Genomic DNA, 19,229 nt, shown 5'->3' with positions numbered 1-19,229 from the left:
CGACCGCCGCCGCGGTGTGCGTGTCCTTGTGGGTGTCAACACCGCCGGTCACCTCGACCACCGCACCGGTGTGGACCTTGTCTGCTGTCGATGTCATCGTGAATACCTGCCGTCCTATCGCTGAACCGGGAAGGGCGGCACGCGCCGGTCGGGCGGGCGGACAAGACAGTGACGGGGCCTCTGGCCAGGCTCCTATAAGGTCACGACGCCCGTCCGGCAGGTGCCGAATACGCCACCACACCAGCCCGGACGACACATCCCGTTCAGGACACCACGGTCAGTCAGAGCAAGAGTCAGACCGGACCAGCGCGGCAGCACCACCATCCTCACTGTCAGTGCAGCGGCACCGCCCAGATCGGCCGCCCGGTCGGCTGGTCCGACCCGGCGGCCGGCTCGACGGTGACGGCCACCGCCGAGTCCCCGGCGCGGATCGGCATCGGCATCATTGCACCGTCCAGGCTCGGCACCAGCCCCATCGAGCGGGGCGCGTCGCCCTTGATCATCCACAGCTGGTAGGCCATGCCGGTGGGCGGCGCGGGCATCGCCGGCAGCTTCACCACCACGGCATCGCAGCTGTCGGAGCGGATCAGCGAGCCGCCGGCGCCGACCGAGGGGGTCATCGTGGCGCTCGAGGCATCGGCGCTGACGCACTGCTCCATCCGTTGGCTCGCCGTCATCGGTGCCGTCCGTCCGGCGAGTACCGCCCAGCTGACCCCACCGCCGATGACGAGGACCGCGGCGGCCGCGGCCAGCCAGCCGGCCGGCCGGCGGTACCAGCCGCGGCCGGTGGAGTGCCGATGGGGGCCGGGACCCGGGTCGCGGCCCGGCAGCGGCCGCTCCTGCGGAGTCCGGGCGGCAGCCGTCAGCACGTTCTCGCGCAGCGCGGCCGGCGGCCGGAGCGCCTCGGCCGCGCCGAGCATCGCCGCGGCGGCCCGCAGCCCACCGACTTCCTCGGTGCAGCTCTCGCAGCCGGCCAGGTGCGCCTCGAACGCCTGCGCCTCCGCGGCCGGCAGCGCATGCAGCAGATAGGCGCCGATGGACAGATGTTGATCGGCCGGCGGCGCCGGCGTGCCGGTCATCCGGTCACCCCCAGGCAGTCGCGGAGCCGGATCAGGCCGTCCCGCATCCGGGTCTTCACGGTGGGCAGCGGTGCCTTGAGCAGGGTGGCGACCTCGGCATAGGTGTAGCCGCTGTAGTAGGCCAGGTTCACCGATTCCCGTTGCAGGTCGGTGAGGGTGCCAAGGCACCGGCGGACCGCCCGGCGTTCCAGGTTCGCCTCGACCGCCTCGACGACGGTGTCGGTGTCCCGGACCGTCGACCGCTGCGCGACCACACTCTCCCGGTCCCGGGCGGCCTGTGCCGACCGCACCCGGTCCACCGCCCGGGAATGCGCCAGGGTCAGGATCCAGCTGCCCGCGTTGCCCTTCGCGGCGTCGAACCTGCTGGCCCGGCGCCAGATCTCCAGGAACACCTCCTGGGCAACGTCCTGGGCCTGCTGCGGGTCGCGCACCACCCGACGGGCCAGCCCGTAGACGCGGGAGCCGAACGCGTCGTAGAGCGCGGCGAACGCGCTCTCGTCGCCGCGGGCGGTGCGGTCCAGCAGGGCCTCGGCACTCGGTGGTGGTTCGTCATCCCGATCCGGCACCGGCGCGAGCGGGGTGGTCATCGGCCGATCCTTCCTCACTGCGCTTCCGTACCGCGGTCGCCAGTGCGGTGGCCGGCGGTGCTGGGCTCTTTCTGCGGTGTCATCGGGCGTGATTCGACACCGCGGCCGGGTCGGATGGGTCATCGTCCGGACTCCCGGGCGCACACTGGAACGGAACCGCGGAAATTGTTCTCGCCCCACCCGTCCATCGACCGATCGGCTCCGAACGCCCGACATGAGCACCGACACCGCTCCCCCGGCCACCCCGGCGCCGACCACGCCCGGACAGGGTCGCCCGCTGGGTCGCGGCCGGGCGGCGCTGCTCGGCATGGTCGCCGTGCTGCTCACGGTGGCCGTCGCCGAGCTGCTGGCGGCGCTCGCCGGCTGGGCCGGGCTGCTCAGCTCGTCCGCGTCGCCGGTGGGGTCGCTGGGCGGCGCCTTCATCGACGTCAGCCCTGGGTCGTTGGTCGAATGGGCAAAGCAGAACCTCGGCGCCCCCGGCGACAAGGTCGCCCTCGGTATCGGGATGGGGCTGACGCTGCTGCTGGCCGGCGCGCTGATCGGCCTGGTCGCCCGGGTCCGGCTGACGATCGGGCTGACGCTGGCCGTGCTGCTCGCCGTGGTCGCGGCGGTGGCCATCGAGTCGCGCGCCGACGCCGGGGTCTTCGAGCTGCTGCCGCTGGCGATCGGGGCGTTCGCCGGCTGCCGCTACCTGTGGACCGCGTTGCGCCCGCGGTACTCCACCGGGACCGGCGTCCGGACCGCCGACCGCCGGCAGTTCCTGATGTTCGCCGGCTACGGCGCACTCGGCGCCGCCATCGCCGGTGCGTTGTCCCGGATGATCCCGTCCGGCGCCGCCACCGCGGAGTCCAGGGCCGCCGTCACCCTGCCGACCGCCGAGATGCAGTCCGAAACCGGTGTGCAGACACTGAATTCGGTGCCCGGCATCAGTTCCTACGTGACGCCGAACGCCGACTTCTACCGGATCGACACCGCGTTCGTGCTGCCGCAGGTGCCCACCGCGGGCTGGAAACTGCGGATCCACGGCATGGTCGACAAGGAGATCGAGATCGACTTCGCCGCGTTGGCGGCCCGGCCGATGCTGGAGCGGATGATCACCCTGACCTGCGTGTCCAACCCGCGCGGCGGCGACCTGGTGGGCAACGCCCGCTGGATCGGCACCCGGATCGCGGACCTGCTGGCCGAGGCGGGGCCGCAGGCCGGCGCCGATTGTGTGCTGTCGGCCGACGTCAAGGGCTTCACCGTGTCGACACCGCTGGAGGCGTTGACCGACGACCGGGATTCGTTGCTGGCCATCGGGATGAACGGCGAGCCGCTGCCGGTCGAACACGGGTTCCCGGTGCGGATGGTGGTGCCGGGTCTGTACGGCTACGTGTCGGCCACCAAGTGGGTGGTGGACATGGAGGTGACCAGGTTCGACAAGGTGATGGCCTACTGGACCGGGCTGGGCTGGTCGGACCACGGCCCGATCAAGACCTCGTCACGGATCGACGTGCCCGGCGACACCGCCGCCGCCGGCCAGGTGCCGGTGGCCGGGGTCGCCTGGGCACAGCACCGGGGCATCTCAGGAGTGCAGGTGCAGATCAATGCCGGTGACGGCTGGTCGGCCTGGGCCGACGCCGAACTGTCCCGGCCGGTGTCCACCGACACCTGGGTGCAATGGGTCTATCGGTGGGACGCGAAGCCCGGCGACTACAAGATCCATTGCCGGGCCATCGATCTGGACGGGAAGCCGCAGATCGGCGAGGACTCCGACGTCATCCCTGACGGCGCAACGGGTTACCACCAGATCTCGGTGACGGTCACCGCCTGACGCGCTCACCGGCTGCGCACCCGCGCGGGAAGCACCCGGTCAGCCGGTGACCAGCAGGACAGCGATGACGATCATCACCAGGCCGATCAGCAGGTCCAGCACCCGCCAGACCGACGGGCGGCCGACCCACCGGGACGCCCGGCCCGCGCCGAAGCCGAGCGCGGCGAACCAGCCGACGCTGGCCAGGCAGGCACCGAACGCGAACCACCACCGGTCCACCGGCCCCCGCGAGTTCGCGATGTTGCCGAGCATCAGCACGGTGTCGAGGTAGACGTGCGGGTTGAGCCAGGTCAGCGCGATCGCGGTCAGCACGACAGAAGCCTTGCCCGGTAACGCCTTAGCCGTCAGCGCGTGCGAAGTCCTGGCCGCCAGCAGGGACCGGACACCGAACCAGACCAGGTAGCCGGCGCCGGCCCAGCGGAAGATCACCAAGAGCGTCGGGTGGCTGCTGATCAGCGCGCCGACCCCGGCCACCCCGGCGACGATCAGCACGATGTCGCTGACCGCGCAGATTGCCACCACCGCGCCGATGTGCTGTCGGGTCAGCCCCTGTCGCAGCACAAAGGCGTTCTGCGCGCCGATGGCGACGATCAGCGACAGGCCGGTCAGCAGACCGGCGACGACGGAACCGAACATTGCACCGAGGCTAGGGCTGACGACCACTTAAGACCAGCGAATGTTTCTACTCGATCATTAGCATTGCTTCATGAACTCCGAACAGCTCCGGGCGCTGGCCGCGATCGTCGACCACGGCACCTTCGAGGCAGCGGCCGCGGCCCTGCACATCACCGCGTCCGCCGTCAGCCAGCGGATCAAGGCGCTGGAATCGCGGGTTGGCCAGGTGGTGCTGCGGCGGACCGTGCCGTGCCGTCCGACCGAGGCCGGCGAGGTGCTGCTGCGGGCGGCTCGGCAGATCCAGCTACTGCAGGACGACGCCATGGCGGCGCTGGGCCAGGCGTCGCAGACCGGCAGGCTGCAGCTGGCGGTGAACGCCGACTCGCTGGCCACCTGGTTCCCGGCCGTGTTGCGGACCGTCGCACAGTGGCCGGACACCGTGCTGCACCTGCACATCGAGGACCAGGACCACAGCACCGCGCTGCTGCGGTCCGGCGCGGTGATCGGCGCCATCACCTCCGATCCGGTCGCGGTGCCGGGGTGCTCGATCGAGCGGCTGGGATCCATGCGGTACGTGCCGATGGCAGCGCCGGCGCTCAGGGAGCGGTTCGGCAAGGGCCGCGGGGTGGACTGGGCGGCGATGCCGATGGTCCGGTTCAACAGCAAGGACGATCTGCAGCACCGGGTGCTCGCTGCCCACGCGGTCGACGCGCATCCGCCGGTGCACCTGGTGCCGTCGTCGGAGGGGTTTCTCGCCGCCGTCACCGCGGGTCTGGGCTGGGGCGCCGTCCCGCTGCTGCAACTGCACGACCAGCTGCGCACCGGAGCGCTGGTCCGGCTCAGCAGCCGCGACAGCGTCGACGTGCCGCTGTACTGGCAGGTCTGGCGTCTGCGCTCGCCGCGGATCGATCGGGTCACCGCTGCGGTCCGGGCGCACGCCGCCGCGGCCGGGATCGGCCGACCGGACCGCGAACGGCCGGTGACAGCTGGATGAACGGTTGTTTCATCACCATAACTTCTGTGAACGTTTGGTCCACGGATCGGTTACGCTCGCCCGGTGACCAGCCCCGCCGAGGCGCACCGGAGCAGCCCTACGGGCGCCGCTCCGGCCCCGGAGACCGCGCCCGGAGCGCGGGTTCAGCTGCTGTTACCGCCGTCGGCCGCCACCGAGATCGTCGCTGACGACCGGCCCGTCCTGCTGCTCGACTTCGACGGCACCGTGTGCGTCGGTGACGAACCCGTCTGGGCCTACGCCGACGCCGTCATCGAAGTGCTGCGCACCGATGACACTGCCGGCACCACCGATGTCGACGCCATCGCCGACCGGCTGACCGGCGCACTGTCCGACTACCTGGACGGCACCCCTGGCCGGCCGACCTTCCTGGACGGCTATACGGCGGTTGCCGCCCTGGTCGGCGACATCGCCGACCGCGGTCAGCTGGATCGCGCCTACCTGCGGAGCCGGGCGGCGCTGGCCGAGGGGGTCATCACGGTCAGCGCCCCACCGGGACTGGACGACCTGCTGCGCGAGCTGCAGGGCCGGGTCTGGCGGATGCTGGTGACCAATGCGCCGGTCGACGGGGTCACCTCGACGCTGTCGGTGATCGGACTTGACGGCTTGATCGACGCGACCCTCACCGATGCCGGCAAGCCGCACGGCTGGGCGCAGCTGCTGCCGGAACTGCTGCGACACCGGCCGGCGGCGACGGTGATGGCCGTCGGCGACATCTGGCGCAACGACATCGCGGCGCCGCTCGCGGCCGGCGCCGCGACCGCATTGATCGACCGGTTCGGACATCGGGCGGGGCCGGCGCACGTCACCGGGCGTGATTTCAGCGAGCTCTATCCAGCCGTCCGGGAGTGGGCGGCCGACCCTGCGTCGTTCGTCTCGACCCGGGCTCCCCTGTTGTCCCACCCGACCCAACCCAACCACCCGACCCAACCCAACCGGCCCGACCTGACCGCCCGGCCCGACCAACCCGCCCAGTCCCCTACGCACCAGGAGTGATCGTCATGAACGTCCGCAAGTTCACCACGGCGAGCGCAGCGCTCGTCGCCGTCACCCTCGTCCTCGCCGGCTGCGGGGCTTCGCAGAAGGCGGAGGACAGCGCGGCCAATAACCCGACCACCGCCGCCGCAACAGGTTCGGAAGCAACAGGTTCGGGCGCAACAGGTTCGGGCGCCGCGGGGTCGAGCGCAGCGAACGGGGCCTCCGGATCGGCCGCGCCGGCCGGAGCGGCCTGCACCGGCAGGTCGAACGACAGCGCCCCCGACCCGACCGGCCTGACCCTGGCACTGGTCCCGTCCGGTGACGCGAAGAAGCTTGTCGAGACGGTCAAGCCGCTCGAGGAGGCGCTCACCCAGCGGCTGGGCATCCCGGTGAAGGGCGTCATCACCCAGGACTACCAGGCCGCCGTCGAGGCGATCGGCAGCGACCAGGCACAGATCGGCATGCTGCCCAGCCTGCAGATGAGCCAGGCCTGCGACCGGTACGGCGCCGTCCCGGCCCTGCAGACCCAGCGCGCCGGCAAGAGCAGCTACGCCGCCCAGTTCTTCACCAACAACCCGGACAAGTACTGCGCCGACAAGCCGGTGAAGGGCGAGAACGGGATGCTGTACTGCAACGGGACCGAGGGCGGCACCGGCCCGGCCGGCCTGGACAGCCTGCCGAAGATCAAGGGCGCCACCGTTTCTCTGCTGCAGGCCGCCTCGCCGGCCGGCTACATCTTCCCGGTTGCCGCGCTCAAGGCGGCCGGCATCGACGCCGACACCGACATCACCGTCAAGCAGGTTGGCGCCAACGACGCCAGTGTGCTGGCCGTCTACAACGGTGACGCCGAGGTCGGCACCTCGTACTGGGACGCCCGCAGCGTCGTCGCCAAGGACACCCCGGACGTCGGCACCAAGGTCGTCGTGTTCGCCCTCACCAACGAGATCCCGAACGACGGAGTCTCGTTGAGCGCCAACCTGTCCAAGACCTGGCAGGACAAGATCGCCACGGCGATGAAGGACTACGCCAAGACCCCGGAGGGTGTGCAGGCGCTGACCGACATCTACCAGATCACCGGGCTGGTCGACGCCGATCCGGTGGCGCTGTCGAAGACCCAGCAGGTGGCCGCCTCCATCGGGCTGGGCTGACGATGACTCCCGCCGGTGCCGGCATCTGTTTCGACGGCGTTGGGGTGACCTACCCCAACGGCGTGGTCGGCCTGCGCGACGTCTCGTTGGACATCGAGCCCGGCGAGATGGTCGTGGTGGTCGGCCTGTCCGGCGCCGGCAAGTCCACCCTGGTGCGCAGCATCAACTCTCTGGTGCCGTTCACCTCCGGCGAGATCACCGTCGGCGACGTCGCGGTGTCGGGCCTGCGGGGCAAGGCCTTGCGCCGGCTGCGCAGCGAGATCGGCATGGTGTTCCAGAGCTTCAACCTGGCCAGGCGCACCACGGTGCTGAACAACGTGCTGATGGGCCGGCTGTACGCGGCGCCGACCTGGCGCACCATGCTGGGGCTCTGGCCCGCGTCGGACGTCGAGTTGGCCATGCAGTCGCTGGAGCGGGTCGAGATCGTCCAGAAGGCCTACGCCAACGCATCCGAGTTGTCCGGCGGCCAGCAGCAGCGGGTCGCCATCGCCCGGACCCTTGCCCAGCAACCGAGGGTGATCCTGGCCGACGAGCCGGTGGCATCGCTGGATCCGCCGACCTCGCACGTGGTGATGCGGGACCTGCAGCGGATCAACGCCGAGCTGGGCATCACCGTGGTGGTGAACCTGCACTTCCTGGATCTGGCCCGGCGCTACGGCAATCGGCTGATCGGCCTGCGGGCCGGCGAAGTGGTCTACGACGGGCCCGGCGCGGACGCCGACGAGAAGGTCTTCGAGTCGATCTACGGCCGCAGCCTGACCGCCGAGGACGTGCTGGACACCCCGGCGCGGTTGACCTGAGATGTCCGCCGCGGTGTCGATGAGCAAACCGACGGAACATCCTCCGCCCGCCCAGCAGCGGCCGGTGCGGCCACGGACCTGGTGGAAGGCGGCGGCCGTGCTGGTGGTGGTCGCGGCCGTCACGGTCTGGTCGGCGATCGCCGTCGAGGTGGACTTCGGCGCACTGTTCCGCAATGCCGGCAACGCCTCTCGCACCATCGGGCAGCTTCTGCAACCGGACTACAGCTACTTCCCGGAAACGGTGCGCCCGCTGCTGGAAACCCTGGAGACGGCGGTGATCAGCACCGCCGTGGCTGCCGTGCTGTCGCTGCCGATCTCGTTCCTGGCGTCCAGGGCGACCGATCCGAGCACGCCGCTGCTGGTGGCGGTGCGGTTCGTGATGAACGTGATCCGCAGCATCCCCGACCTGCTGTACGCCTCGCTGTTCGTCACCGCGGTCGCCACCGGCGCGCTGTCCGGCATCCTTGCCCTGGTGCTGTTCAACATCGGCATCCTGGTGAAGCTGGTGTCCGAGGCGCTGGACGGGCTGGACCGCGGCGGCCAGGAGGCCGCGCTGGCGGCCGGCTCCGGCTGGATCAAGGCGGACAGATCGGCGATGCTGCCGGAGATCTCACCGATCTACATCTCCCAGACCATCTATGTGCTGGAGCTGAACATCCGGGCCTCGACGGTGATCGGGCTGGTCGGCGCCGGCGGCCTCGGGATGCTGATCGACAAGGTCCGCACGTTCTACCAGTACCACTACCTGAGCCTGGTGATCCTGGAGATCCTGGTGCTGGTAGTGGTTCTCGAATTCGTCAGCTCATACGCCCGCCGGAAGCTGGTCCGATGACGGCGATCCCGGCACCGGTCGGCAGACCGGCCAAGCCGGTCCGGTGGGCGCGACTGCTCGCGGCACTGATCGTGCTGTTGGTGGTGCTGGCCGCTTTCTGGCACGTCGATATCGAGTGGTCGGATCTGTGGGCGGCGCCGAAGAAGCTCTGGCGGGTACTGCGGTTGATGTTCGGCCCGCCGGACTGGTCGCAGTTGCCACAGGCGTTGTCCGCCACCATGTTGTCGGTCGCGATGGCCTGGTTCGGCACGCTGATCGGCATCGTCGTCTCGTTCCCGCTGAGCCTGTTCGCCACCCGCGGGCTGACGCCGGGCCCGGTGCGGTGGCCGATCCGCGGGGTCTTCGCGGTGCTGCGGGCGGTTCCTGAAGTGGTGATCGCGGTGCTGATGCTGTCGGTCACCGGGCTGACGGCCTTCACCGGAGCGCTGGCCATCGCCATCGGTTCGATCGGCACCCTGGGCAAGTGGGGCTACGAGACGTTCGAGGCTGTCGATCGCGGTCCGCTGGAGGCGACCGGCGCCGCCGGCGCGTCCCGGATGCAGGTGATGCGCTGGGGGGTCTGGCCCAGCGCCCGCCCTGACGTCTTCGCCTTCTGGCTCTACCGCTTCGAGATCAGCGTCCGTGCCTCGGCCATCCTCGGGCTGATCGGGGCCGGCGGCATTGGCAAGATGCTGGTGGACAACATCCAATTCCGGGTCTGGGACGTGGTCGGGGTGCTGATGATCGTGGTCGTGGTGGTCACCATGATCATCGATCAGATTTCCGGGACGATCCGGAACCGGATCATCGCCGGCCGCTGGCAGCTGCCGATCGTCACCGCCGTCAGCCGCCGGCGCGCTGCCCGCCGGCTCCGCGAACACGCCGCCGCGGCGGCCGAGAAAGGCATCCTGTGACCGAACCGTCGACCGACCTGCTACGGATCCTGCACCTGTCGGACACCCATCTGTTCGGCGCCGACCCGTCGGGCACCGGCGACCGCCCGCTGCACTACGGCCGGGTGGACACCACCGCGGCGCTCCGCCGGGTGCTGGACCGCGCCTCGGTGCTCACCCGGCTGGATCTGGTGGTCGCCTCCGGCGACCTGTCCGACGACGGCAGCCCCGACTCCTACCGGCAGTTGCGCGAGCTGATCGATCCGTGGGCGGCCGCGCGCGGCGCCGACGTGTTGTACGCCATGGGCAATCACGACCTGCGGGAGGGTTTCGAGGCCGTGCTCGGCGCCCGCGAGCGGGTGGCGACGGTGCGCGGCCGGCGGATCATCGTGCTGGACTCGTCGGTGCCCGGCGCCGGCTACGGCGCGGTCGACGCCGCGCAGCTGGAGCGGCTGCGGGCCGAACTCGCCGTCCCCGCCGAATACGGCTCGGTACTGGTGCTGCACCACCCGCCGGTGCCGGCACTCACCCCGCTGCTGGCGGCCCTGCAGCTGCAGGACCCGCAGCCGCTGCTGGAGGTCTGCGCCGCCGGCGACGTCCGGGTGATCCTGGCCGGGCACTACCACCACCCGCTGGCCACCAGCGTCCGCGGCATCGATGTGTTCGTCGCCCCCGGGGTGGCGAACACCACCGACGTGACCGCCTGCGCCGGGCACGAAAGTGCCCGCACCGGAGCGGGTTTCGCCCTGGTCGAACTGCCGGCGCGGGGGCCGGCCCGCTGCGTTCCGGTGTCGGCACCGGCCCCCGACGACGGCACGGTGATCTTCGACCTGCCGCCGGACGAGGTGCGGCGGATCGCGATCGCCGCCGGGCCGGCCGCATGACGCAGGGACCGCGGCACGCCGCCACCGAACCCACAGCCGCCGAGCCCGCCGCTGACGAAACCCACCGTGCCGGCACCCGTGCGGCGGAAAGCCCGGCCGCCGGCCACCGGCCCGGCCAGGTGATCGCCACCATCCGGTCGTTGCTGCCCTCGTTACTGCCGACCGAACAGGCGGTGGCGGCGGTCCTGCTGGCCCGCTCCGCCGACATCGTCGAACTGTCGTCCCAACAGGTCGCGGAGCTGGCCGGCGCCTCACGGGCCACCGTGGTGCGCACCAGCCAGAGCCTGGGATTCACCGGCTACCAACAGCTGCGGGTGCTGCTGGCCAGGGACGCCGGCTACCGCACCGATCGGGTGACGGCCGCCGACCCGCCGGACGACAGCGCGATCGGCATCGTCGGCGGGATGTTCCGGCACATCGGGTCCGGCATCGACAGCATGGTCTCGCTGCTGGATCCGGCTACGGTCTCCGAGTCGGTCGAACTGATTGCCACCGCCGGCCGGCTGGTGGCGGCCGGCAACGGGCTGTCCGCGCCGCTGGCCCAGGACGCCGCCGCCCGGATGACGTCCATCGGCCGCCCGACCGAGGCACCCATCGACGTGATCGGGCAGCAGATCACCGCCCGGCTGCTGACCACCGGCGACGTGGTGCTGGCGATCAGCGGCAGCGGCTCGAACGCCTCCACCCTGCGGGTGGCACGGGCGGCCAGGGACGCCGGCGCCGCGGTGCTGGCGATCACCGCATTTGCCCGCAGTCCGCTGGCCCTGCTGGCCGACGTCGATCTGGTGGTCACCATGCCCGATCTGACCTTCCGGGAGGAGATCACCCTGGCGTCCCGGTTGCCGCAGGCGATCCTGATCGAGGGCCTGGTCGCCGCCACCGCGGCCCGGCTGGGCGAGGTGGCCGACCGGGCCAGGGAGCTCTCGCTGGACGCGATCGGCGACAACCTCGCCGAATAACGGGCCGAACAACGGAAAGTCCCGGTCCACCTCCCCGACAGAGGTGGACCGGGACTTACCTTCCTACAATGCCCTCGACTGCGCAGTTGTTGCAGTCCGGGGGGCGATTTCTCGATCCGTTCACCGAATCGAGATGTTCAGTTTCCGTCCGTCAGCGGATCCGGGCGTGCGCGCGGGGCCCGCCGACCTGGTTCTTGCCGCGGCCGGTGATCGCACCGACCAGCCAGATGCCACCGGCCACCACTGCCACCCAGAACACCGCGGTCGCCAGGAAGCCGAAGACCCAGCCGACCAGCCCGAACGCAATCCAGGCGACCAGCACGATGCCGGCGATCTTGAGGAACTTGTCCATGTCGCTTCTCCTGTGTCTTGTCTCCCGGCCTGAGAACCTCTCACCGCCGGTATGACTCCACAGTGCCACCGGACGCCGGCGGAAACATCAGGTGTGATCCCTGATCTTCGAGTCAGGGTTTGCCCGGGACCATTTACGGCACCGAACAACTGGTCAGCAGGCCAAGGGCCACGTTCAGGGTGGCGGTCACCGGAGTCGATTTCCAACCCCCGGGCCCCGTCGCCCGTAGCTCAAAGGTCCCGCTGCCGACCGTGAGGATGCCACCGCCGTTCAGCCGCACCGTGGTCGCCGCCGCGTTGTTGATGGTGCCGCTACCGGACGGGCCCAGTGCGCCGATCGGCTTCACGACCCAGGTGTACCCGGTCCTGGCCAGGCCGCCGGCCGGCAGCGTCCAGGTCAGATCGAATCGGCTGACACCTGCCAGACAGCTGAGGCCGGTGGGCGGACTCACGTTCCCGGCGGTGAAGGTGGCCTTTCCGTAGTCTCGGTCCGTCCAGGCGGCGAGCGTGGTCGACGTCGATGCCAGCGTGACAGCGAGCAGCACCAGTCCCAGTGCGGCCAGCCCGGTCCGCAGCTGGCGACTCCGACGACGTCTGGTCACCCCGGTCACCGGACAACCCTCCGGCCGCGCCGCTGAGCCACTCCGAGCAGGCTCAGTCCGACGATCAGGCCGAGCGCCCCGGCCAGCAGCGCTGCGCGCACCCCGCCACCGAGCCCGGTGTTCGGCAGCTCACCGCCACCCGGCGCGCTGACCACGGTGTCCCCGAAGCCGGTCGCGGCAATCCGCACTCGCGCCGTTCCAGCCTTCGTCCCGGCGGCGTCGGCCGGTAACCACGCCTCCACCTGCAACCATCGTTGCTCGCCGGCCGGCATGCTGCCGGCGGGCTTGGCTGCGCCGAGATAGCCGGCCGCGGGTGCGGCCGGCAACACTGGTGACATCGACGTCGGACAGTGGCCTGCTCGCCACCGTTCCGCGCAACTCGAGACGCTCAGCTGCAGCCCGCCGGGTGTCGATGCCAGCGGCCCGGACACCATCACGGTCAGGTCGATCCGACCCGGCTCCGGGGGGTCGCTGGATACCCCGACCTGCCACCGGACCGGTTGTCCCGGTTGGAGATTCGTCATCGCTGCTTCGTCGCCGACCGTGATCAGGGTGATCACGCTGCCGCTGATCACCCGCTCCTGGATTCCGGCGGAGGCGTTGGCCGGTCGCGCCGTGATCAGGAGGCCGCCGAGACCGACCAGGACGACCGCGGCGAGCGAAGCCGACGTACCGCCGAGCCGGATCCCGCCGCCGTCGCCGGTGGAGTCGTCCGTGGGGTCGCCGGCGGGCTCCGCCGGGGATTCGGTGGCCGGCCCGGATCGCGCCGCTCGCGGCCAGAACGCCCACAAGACCAGCCCGGCCAGCAGAATGGTGATGCCCCCCAGGACGAATGGATTCGACAACGCGACTATCACTCCGGCGACGCCGGGGATCGAGAACTGCACCAGGCGGACCGACGTCACGGGGTAGGTCTCCGCGTCGTCAGCGGCATTCGCATCGCCGCGCAAGGTCAGGATCCGAGCAGCGCCCTGGCCCGGTTCGACGGCTCGAACCCGGTGTGTCACAGGCAATCTGCCGGGTCGGTCGACCGTCACCACGTCGCCGATGTTGACCTCGGCGGCCGGGATCTGCCGGACGACGGCCACCGAACCCGCCGGGATGGTCGGACTCATCGAGCCGGTGGAGAACATGATCAAGGTGATCTTGAAGATCCAGGCGGCCAGCACGGCGAGGATGCAGATCGCACCACCGATCGCCGCCAGGGTGAGCAGCAGATTCCCGGCCGCGGCCGCTACCCGACCGGACCGGCTCGTTCCGGCACCCGAAGCCGCGGGCGGAGGCTGCCCTGCCGCCTTGGCGGCGCCCACCCCGATCAGCTCGTCGAAGTGGCCAGCAGCTGCCAGGTCGCGGTCCCGGTCTGGCCCTGGACGAGCCCGGCGCCGGCAGTTACCGCGAAGCACAGGTACACCGGAGCACCGGCAGTTCCAGCCGTGGCGCCCTTCACCAGGGTGAACGGCGCGGGTGTCCCGACTGAGCTGAGCAGGGTGCCGGCGGGCACCAGGATGGCGGCACCGGTGGCACCGGTCACCGCGGCCGCGTTGCAGGTGATGGAGGAAGTCGTGACCAACGCATAGGTCAGGTTCGTCACCGTCCCTGTGTTGGTCACCGCCTGCACGGCCACCGACGCGCCGGTGGTGGTGCCGGCCGCGAGCCGGATCGCGAACGGCGAGTAGACGACCTGGCCGGGCGAGAGATTCGTCGGGTTGACGGTGAACGGCAAGGTGGCGGCGGTCGCCCCCGTCGCGTGGTCGGCATAGGTGGTGCCGTCGGTGCTGCCCTCGAGGTTGAAGGTGCCGGCGGCGAAGGTCCCGGTCGCGTATTCGGAATCGTTCCAGGCGGCCAAGGTGACGGCTGCCCCCAGCCCGAGTACCAGGCCGGCGGCCAGCACGGCGCGCAGCTTGCGCCGCCGGGGCTGACGAATCGCTGGGGTCTGGGTGGTGTTCATGGCGATGGTTCTCCTTCGGCACGCCGACGGTGGCCGACCCCCGAACAGACCGGCGCGGTCCCCGCAACGCGGCCACCGTCTCATGCGGGGCCTCGCTCCGCAACATCTGACCCTTCAGAACGCGAAGTCCTACCCCGAACAGCGCAACCGATCAGTGCTCAGTCGCTGACGAACGCCCGCAGCCCGGCCAGCGCGCCGCGGATCTCCGCCTCGTCACCGGCGAAGCACATCCGGATGAACCGGTGACCGTCGGTGAGGTCGAAGTCAAGGCCGGGGACGACGGCGACGCCGGTGGCGGCGAGCAGTTCGGCCGCCCAGATCGACGAATCCGGCGTCAGCGCGGAGATGTCGGCGTAGAGGTAGAACGCCCCGTCCGGCGGTGCCACCTTGTCGATCCCGATCGCCGTCAGCCCGTCCAGCAGCAGCTCGCGGTTCGCCGCGTACCTGACCACGTGGGCGTCGCACTCGGCGGTCGCCTGCAACGCGCCCAGCGCCGCCACCTGGGAGACGGCCGGTGGGCAGATGGTCAGGTTGCCGGCCAACGCGTCGACCCGGTCGCGCAGGTCGTCGGGCACCAGCAGCCAGCCGATCCGCCAGCCCGTCATCGAGTGGTATTTGGAGAAGGAGTTCACCACGAACCCGGTCCGGTCGCTCGCCCAGCTGCAGGCCTGCTGCACGGTGCCGTAGGTAATGCCGTGATAGATCTCGTCGGAGATGAGCCGGATCCCATTTCGGCCGCAATAACGTGCGATCGCGTCGACCTCAGCAGGGGGCAGCATCGAGCCGGTCGGATTGGCCGGCGACGCCAGCACCAGCCCGTCCAGGTCGATGCCGTCGTCGGCGTACTGCTGCAACATCGCCACCGTCGGCTGGAACCTGGTCTCCGGGCCGCAGGCGAACTCGACCAGCTCACAGCCGAAGGCGGTCAGCGCATTGCGGTAGGCCGGATAGCCCGGCCTGGCCATCGCCACCCGGTCGCCGGTGTCGAAGGCCGACAGGAACGCCAGGATGAAGCCGGAGGACGACCCGGTGGTCAGGTAGACCGCGTCCGGATCGACGTCGAGGCCGTAGCGGTCGCAGTACAGCGCGGCGATTCCGGCCCGCAATTCCGGCAGTCCTGGTGCCTGGGTGTAACCGAGCACCTGTTCGTCCAGCGCCCGGTGCACGGCATCGATCGCCGGTTTCGGCGCCCGCGTCGCCGGCTGGCCGGCGGTCAGGGCGAAGACGGCGTCGCCGGATGCCCGCCGGGCTTCGGCTGCGGCCAGCACCTGCATGACCCGGAACGGATCGATGTTGCTGCGGGTGCTCGGCCCGAACGACGGCCCGGCTTCGGACATCGGCGGTCTCAGCGACGGGCGGGGCTGACGGACTCGCCCGCTGTCGGGGCGGTCTGGGTCGGGGCGGTCTGGGTCGGGGCGGCGGCGACGGGCTGCGCGGCGGCTGGCGGCGCGGCAGCAGGCTGCGCGGCGACTGGCGGCGCGGCAGCAGGCGGCGCGGCGCCATCAGGTGCGGCGGCGCCTCCGGACAGCTGCCCGGGGCGGGTCCCGCCGCTGAGCCGGCGCATGGTGCCGACCGGCACGTTGAGCGCCAGTGCCTGCTCCTCGTTCAGCGGGATGTACTCGTCGCGGCCGAATCTCATCTTCTTGGTGTGTTCCAGGGAGTCCTCGATCAGCATCCGGTTGGTCCGGATCAGGTCGGCGGTGATGCCGATCACCAGCATCAGGAAGGCCAGCACGAACATCACCGAACCGACGATCACCGACTGCACCAGTGGCCGGTCGTCACCGATGATCCGATAGACCCCGAACCGGATGAAGAAGAACGCACCGAGAGCGGCGAAGATGCCACCGAACAGCGAGAAGATCGCGTACGGCTTGTACATGATGTAGGCGCGGATGATCGCCCCGGCCGACTTCATCATGTGCTCGCGCATCGAGGAGAACAGCCGCGACTCCCGGGTCTTCGGGTTGGTCCGGATCTCGATGCTCTCGATCTTCAGCTTCTTGTTACCCGCCTGGATGATCGTTTCCATGCAGTAGCTGAACCGGGTGATGGTGTTCAGCAGCATCAGGCTGTCGCGCGAGTAGGCCCGGAAACCCGAGGCGGCGTCCGGCAGTTTGGTGCCGGCGGCCATGTTGACCACGCTGCTGCCGAACTTCTGCATCTTCTTCTTGAAGCCGGAGAAGTGCTCGATCTTGGCGGTCTGCCGGTCGCCGATGGTGATCTCCGCGCGCCCGGCGATGATCGGCTGGACCAGCTCGCCGATCATCTCCTGCGGGTACTGGTTGTCGCCGTCGGTGTTCACCACGATATCGGCGCCGAGCTCCAGCGCCCGCTGCACGCCGTCGTGGAACGAGCGACCGAGGCCGCGGTTGCGGGCGTGCCGGACGAAGTGGGTGACGCCGTGCGCCTTGGCCACCTCGACCGTGCGGTCCGTCGAGCCGTCGTCGATGATCAGCACGATGATCTCGTCGATGCCGTCGATCTGCTTCGGGATGGTCGAGAGCACCATCGGAAGAGTTTCTTCCTCGTTGAGACACGGGATCTGCACGACCAGGCGCACCAGCGGGACCTCTTCTTCTCGGCGTGTTGTCTGTCGTTCGGGACTCGTACGGCGGTGGCCGGCGGCGACCGGCCCGTCCGGTCCGGCGTCACCTGCGCCATCGCCCATCCGAGGATACGCCGACGGGCGACACCCGCCGGGCAACCGCAGCGGCCCGGGTGTCCGGAGTCACGGCGCCACACATAGCATGCTCGTCCCGCCGCCACCTCGTCCGGCCGCCACCCGGAGTCGCCGACCAAGGTACGTCGACACTTCGGATACCTCGGACGGGCCCGGACCGGCTGCGGACGGTCTGCGGCTAACCGGCAGAATCGACCCGGTGAACAGCGCATCAGCCACGGTCGAAGAGGTCGCCTGGGACGATCCGCGGGCGGCAGCGCTGCGGGCCGCGATGAGCGTCGAGATGCAGGCCAGGTACGCCGGCCGCAGCGAGAACCAGGATGCGGTCCGGGCGGCCATCTCGGTGGATCCGGCCGACATGGTGTCGACCGTGATCGTCAGCGACCAGGACGGGACGCCGGTGGCGCACGCGGCGCTCCGGCGGTTGGGCGCCGAATGGGAGGTCAAGCGGGTGATCGTCGACGCCGACCGCCGCGGCCAGGGACTTGGCCGGCTGCTGATGGCCGCACTCGAGGACATCGCCACGCGGCGGGGCGCGACCCGGCTGATCCTGCAGACCGGCGACCGGCAGCCGGACGCCGTCGCGCTGTACCGACGCCTCGGCTACACCGAGATCCCGGTGTACCAGCCGTACACCGATGCCGTCCCGTTCTCGCTGTGCTTCGAAAAGGTGTTGGCTGCACCGGTCATCGATCCCGACGACGCCGACGACCGCGGCGAACGCGACCTCAGCGGCGCGGCCCGCTGACCTGACCGGCGATCGCGGCGGCCGCGATGTCGGTGCGGTGGTGCGAGCCGCGCAACCGCACGGAATCCACCAGCGCGTAGGCCCTTTCCCTGGCCGTGGCCAGATCGGGACCGCTGGCAGTGGCCGACAGCACCCGGCCGCCCGAGCTGACGACGACGCCGTCGGCCTGGGCCGTTCCGGCGTGCAGGACAACGGCATCGGCGGTCGGGGCCGGGATACCGGTGATCTCGTCTCCGCTGACGGGTGCCGCCGGGTAGTTCTCGGCGGCGATCACCACCGTCACCGCGGCCCCTGATTTCCACTGCAGTGCAACGCCTTCGAGGTTGCCGGCGGCCGAAGCGCCGAGCAGTTCACCGAGCGGCGAGTCGAGCAGCTCGAGCACCACCTGGGTCTCCGGGTCACCGAACCGGCAGTTGAATTCGATCACCTTCGGACCCTCGGCGGTCAGCACCAGCCCGGCATACAGCAGCCCGGAGAACGGCGCTCCGCGGCGCGCGAGTTCGGCGAGCACGGGGTCCAACACGGTGCGCTGCACGGTGTCCACCAGATCCGGCGGCGCCCAGGGCAGCGGCGCATAGGCGCCCATCCCGCCGGTGTTCGGGCCGGCATCCCCGTCAGCCGCGCGTTTGAAGTCCTGGGCCGGCAGCAACGGCAGCGCCCGAGTCCCGTCGCAGACCGCGAACAACGACACCTCGGGACCGGCCAGGAACTCCTCGACCAGCACCGGATGCCCGGCCGCCAGCACCGCACGCGCGTGCTCCTCGGCGACCGCTCGGTCCTCGGTCACCACCACGCCCTTGCCGGCCGCCAGGCCGTCGTCCTTGACGACGAACGGCGCGCCGAGCGCATCCAGCGCGGCGCCGATGCCGCTCTCCTCGGTGACGCCGATCGCCCGGCCGGTCGGCACCCCGGCAGCGCTCATCACGTCCTTGGCGAACGCCTTCGATCCCTCGATCCGGGCGGCGGCGGCCGTCGGACCGAACGCCGCGATCCCGTCCTGCCGCAACCGATCCACCGCACCGGCGACCAGCGGAACCTCTGGACCGATCACCACCAGATCGACCCCGAGCCCGCCGGCCAGCGCGCTGATCGCCGCCGGGTCCCCGACATCGACCGGGTGCGCCGCCGCCAGCTCCCCGGTCCCGGCGTTGCCGGGTGCCACATGCAGCTGGGTCACCGCCGGATCGCGGTCCAGGGCCCGCAACAGGGCATGTTCACGGGCTCCGGAACCGATGACGAGGATGCGCACGCGTCAACCCTAGCCAGCCGCCGCGCGCCCTCCGCCGATGGATTCAGCTCAGCTGCGGGCAGCGCCCCA

General features: G+C 70.6%; 20 protein-coding genes. 10 read left to right on the top strand and 10 right to left on the bottom strand.

Annotated features, from left to right (window positions below; genetic code table 11):
* Window positions 1-332: 332 nt before the first annotated feature.
* Window positions 333-1,079 (bottom strand): anti-sigma factor, encoded by a 747-nt coding sequence (locus K340_RS0123665; protein ID WP_029138508.1) that lies wholly within the window; start codon window positions 1,077-1,079, stop codon window positions 333-335.
* Window positions 1,076-1,666, bottom strand: a complete 591-nt coding sequence (gene sigK / locus K340_RS0123660) for an ECF RNA polymerase sigma factor SigK (RefSeq protein ID WP_051267380.1) — start codon at window positions 1,664-1,666, stop codon at window positions 1,076-1,078. Before sigK ends, K340_RS0123665 begins: the two co-directional genes overlap by 4 nt.
* A 214-nt stretch (window positions 1,667-1,880) precedes the next feature.
* Here sigK and K340_RS0123655 point away from each other — a divergent pair, with 214 nt between their 5' ends.
* A complete protein-coding gene (locus tag K340_RS0123655) occupies window positions 1,881-3,479 on the top strand; it encodes a molybdopterin-dependent oxidoreductase (protein ID WP_051267378.1) in 1,599 nt (532 codons plus the stop codon).
* 39 nt (window positions 3,480-3,518) lie between these two features.
* On the opposite strand, the gene K340_RS0123650 is transcribed toward K340_RS0123655, so the two are convergent.
* Window positions 3,519-4,115: a LysE/ArgO family amino acid transporter gene (locus K340_RS0123650; protein ID WP_029138505.1), complete on the bottom strand. Its 597-nt coding sequence runs from the start codon at window positions 4,113-4,115 to the stop codon at window positions 3,519-3,521.
* Between the two features lie 70 nt (window positions 4,116-4,185).
* Between K340_RS0123650 and K340_RS0123645 the strand changes: the two genes are divergently transcribed.
* The 8 genes from K340_RS0123645 (at window position 4,186) to K340_RS0123610 (ending at window position 11,579) form a co-directional block, all read left to right on the top strand.
* Window positions 4,186-5,088: a LysR family transcriptional regulator ArgP gene (locus tag K340_RS0123645; protein WP_029138504.1), complete on the top strand. Its 903-nt coding sequence runs from the start codon at window positions 4,186-4,188 to the stop codon at window positions 5,086-5,088.
* A gap of 63 nt (window positions 5,089-5,151) precedes the next feature.
* A complete protein-coding gene (locus K340_RS34760; protein ID WP_051267376.1) occupies window positions 5,152-6,102 on the top strand; it encodes an HAD family hydrolase in 951 nt (316 codons plus the stop codon).
* A gap of 5 nt (window positions 6,103-6,107) precedes the next feature.
* Window positions 6,108-7,232, top strand: coding sequence for a phosphate/phosphite/phosphonate ABC transporter substrate-binding protein (gene phnD, locus K340_RS32835; protein WP_084614864.1), 1,125 nt, complete (start codon window positions 6,108-6,110; stop codon window positions 7,230-7,232).
* 2 nt (window positions 7,233-7,234) lie between these two features.
* Window positions 7,235-8,032 (top strand): phosphonate ABC transporter ATP-binding protein, encoded by a 798-nt coding sequence (phnC, locus tag K340_RS0123630; RefSeq protein WP_051267374.1) that lies wholly within the window; start codon window positions 7,235-7,237, stop codon window positions 8,030-8,032.
* Between the two features lie 19 nt (window positions 8,033-8,051).
* The gene (phnE, locus tag K340_RS0123625) at window positions 8,052-8,864 is read left to right on the top strand and encodes a phosphonate ABC transporter, permease protein PhnE (protein ID WP_029138502.1); all 813 of its coding nucleotides are present in this window, start codon (window positions 8,052-8,054) and stop codon (window positions 8,862-8,864) included.
* A complete protein-coding gene (gene phnE / locus K340_RS32830) occupies window positions 8,861-9,757 on the top strand; it encodes a phosphonate ABC transporter, permease protein PhnE (RefSeq protein WP_084614824.1) in 897 nt (298 codons plus the stop codon). Before phnE (K340_RS0123625) ends, phnE (K340_RS32830) begins: the two co-directional genes overlap by 4 nt.
* On the top strand, window positions 9,754-10,620 hold the full coding sequence (locus tag K340_RS0123615; protein WP_029138501.1) for a metallophosphoesterase: 867 nt from the start codon (window positions 9,754-9,756) through the stop codon (window positions 10,618-10,620). The genes phnE (K340_RS32830) and K340_RS0123615 overlap by 4 nt, the downstream gene beginning before the upstream one ends.
* Complete coding sequence (locus K340_RS0123610) at window positions 10,617-11,579, top strand: MurR/RpiR family transcriptional regulator (RefSeq protein WP_084614822.1); 963 nt, start codon at window positions 10,617-10,619, stop codon at window positions 11,577-11,579. Before K340_RS0123615 ends, K340_RS0123610 begins: the two co-directional genes overlap by 4 nt.
* A gap of 151 nt (window positions 11,580-11,730) precedes the next feature.
* Here K340_RS0123610 and K340_RS0123605 read toward each other — a convergent pair whose 3' ends face one another.
* From K340_RS0123605 to K340_RS32820, 6 genes are all read right to left on the bottom strand, one after another.
* Complete coding sequence (locus K340_RS0123605) at window positions 11,731-11,931, bottom strand: hypothetical protein (protein ID WP_029138499.1); 201 nt, start codon at window positions 11,929-11,931, stop codon at window positions 11,731-11,733.
* A gap of 133 nt (window positions 11,932-12,064) precedes the next feature.
* Window positions 12,065-12,532: a hypothetical protein gene (locus K340_RS0123600; protein ID WP_154674441.1), complete on the bottom strand. Its 468-nt coding sequence runs from the start codon at window positions 12,530-12,532 to the stop codon at window positions 12,065-12,067.
* 5 nt (window positions 12,533-12,537) lie between these two features.
* Entirely contained in the window at window positions 12,538-13,842 is a 1,305-nt protein-coding gene (locus K340_RS36140; RefSeq protein WP_245599694.1) for a signal peptidase I, read from the bottom strand.
* A 5-nt stretch (window positions 13,843-13,847) separates the two neighbouring features.
* Entirely contained in the window at window positions 13,848-14,480 is a 633-nt protein-coding gene (locus K340_RS0123590; RefSeq protein WP_051267370.1) for a SipW-dependent-type signal peptide-containing protein, read from the bottom strand.
* 158 nt (window positions 14,481-14,638) lie between these two features.
* Entirely contained in the window at window positions 14,639-15,817 is a 1,179-nt protein-coding gene (locus K340_RS0123585; protein WP_029138496.1) for a pyridoxal phosphate-dependent aminotransferase, read from the bottom strand.
* Window positions 15,818-15,825: 8 nt separating this feature from the next.
* Window positions 15,826-17,031, bottom strand: coding sequence for a glycosyltransferase family 2 protein (locus K340_RS32820; protein WP_407662255.1), 1,206 nt, complete (start codon window positions 17,029-17,031; stop codon window positions 15,826-15,828).
* A gap of 331 nt (window positions 17,032-17,362) precedes the next feature.
* Here K340_RS32820 and K340_RS32815 point away from each other — a divergent pair, with 331 nt between their 5' ends.
* On the top strand, window positions 17,363-17,911 hold the full coding sequence (locus tag K340_RS32815) for a GNAT family N-acetyltransferase (RefSeq protein WP_211229601.1): 549 nt from the start codon (window positions 17,363-17,365) through the stop codon (window positions 17,909-17,911).
* Here K340_RS32815 and purD read toward each other — a convergent pair.
* Window positions 17,892-19,160, bottom strand: a complete 1,269-nt coding sequence (gene purD / locus K340_RS0123570; protein WP_029138495.1) for a phosphoribosylamine--glycine ligase — start codon at window positions 19,158-19,160, stop codon at window positions 17,892-17,894. The genes K340_RS32815 and purD overlap by 20 nt on opposite strands.
* Window positions 19,161-19,229: the final 69 nt, after the last annotated feature.

Origin of the sequence: Nakamurella lactea DSM 19367 (assembly GCF_000426645.1) — a bacterium.
Taxonomy (GTDB): domain Bacteria; phylum Actinomycetota; class Actinomycetes; order Mycobacteriales; family Nakamurellaceae; genus Nakamurella; species Nakamurella lactea.
Note: the sequence above shows the minus strand (reverse complement) of the source record. Positions and strands in the feature narration are given on the sequence as shown.

Excerpts from the sequence above, each read along its gene's own strand:
- K340_RS0123605 (WP_029138499.1), bottom strand. The coding sequence starts at position 11,931 with ATGGACAAGTTCCTCAAGATCGCCGGCATCGTGCTGGTCGCCTGGATT.
- phnD (WP_084614864.1), top strand. The coding sequence starts at position 6,108 with ATGAACGTCCGCAAGTTCACCACGGCGAGCGCAGCGCTCGTCGCCGTC.
- sigK (WP_051267380.1), bottom strand. The coding sequence starts at position 1,666 with ATGACCACCCCGCTCGCGCCGGTGCCGGATCGGGATGACGAACCACCA.
- K340_RS0123655 (WP_051267378.1), top strand. The coding sequence starts at position 1,881 with ATGAGCACCGACACCGCTCCCCCGGCCACCCCGGCGCCGACCACGCCC.
- K340_RS0123665 (WP_029138508.1), bottom strand. The coding sequence starts at position 1,079 with ATGACCGGCACGCCGGCGCCGCCGGCCGATCAACATCTGTCCATCGGC.
- K340_RS0123650 (WP_029138505.1), bottom strand. The coding sequence starts at position 4,115 with ATGTTCGGTTCCGTCGTCGCCGGTCTGCTGACCGGCCTGTCGCTGATC.
- K340_RS0123610 (WP_084614822.1), top strand. The coding sequence starts at position 10,617 with ATGACGCAGGGACCGCGGCACGCCGCCACCGAACCCACAGCCGCCGAG.
- phnE (WP_029138502.1), top strand. The coding sequence starts at position 8,052 with ATGAGCAAACCGACGGAACATCCTCCGCCCGCCCAGCAGCGGCCGGTG.
- phnC (WP_051267374.1), top strand. The coding sequence starts at position 7,235 with ATGACTCCCGCCGGTGCCGGCATCTGTTTCGACGGCGTTGGGGTGACC.
- K340_RS0123645 (WP_029138504.1), top strand. The coding sequence starts at position 4,186 with ATGAACTCCGAACAGCTCCGGGCGCTGGCCGCGATCGTCGACCACGGC.
- K340_RS0123585 (WP_029138496.1), bottom strand. The coding sequence starts at position 15,817 with ATGTCCGAAGCCGGGCCGTCGTTCGGGCCGAGCACCCGCAGCAACATC.
- K340_RS0123590 (WP_051267370.1), bottom strand. The coding sequence starts at position 14,480 with ATGAACACCACCCAGACCCCAGCGATTCGTCAGCCCCGGCGGCGCAAG.
- phnE (WP_084614824.1), top strand. The coding sequence starts at position 8,861 with ATGACGGCGATCCCGGCACCGGTCGGCAGACCGGCCAAGCCGGTCCGG.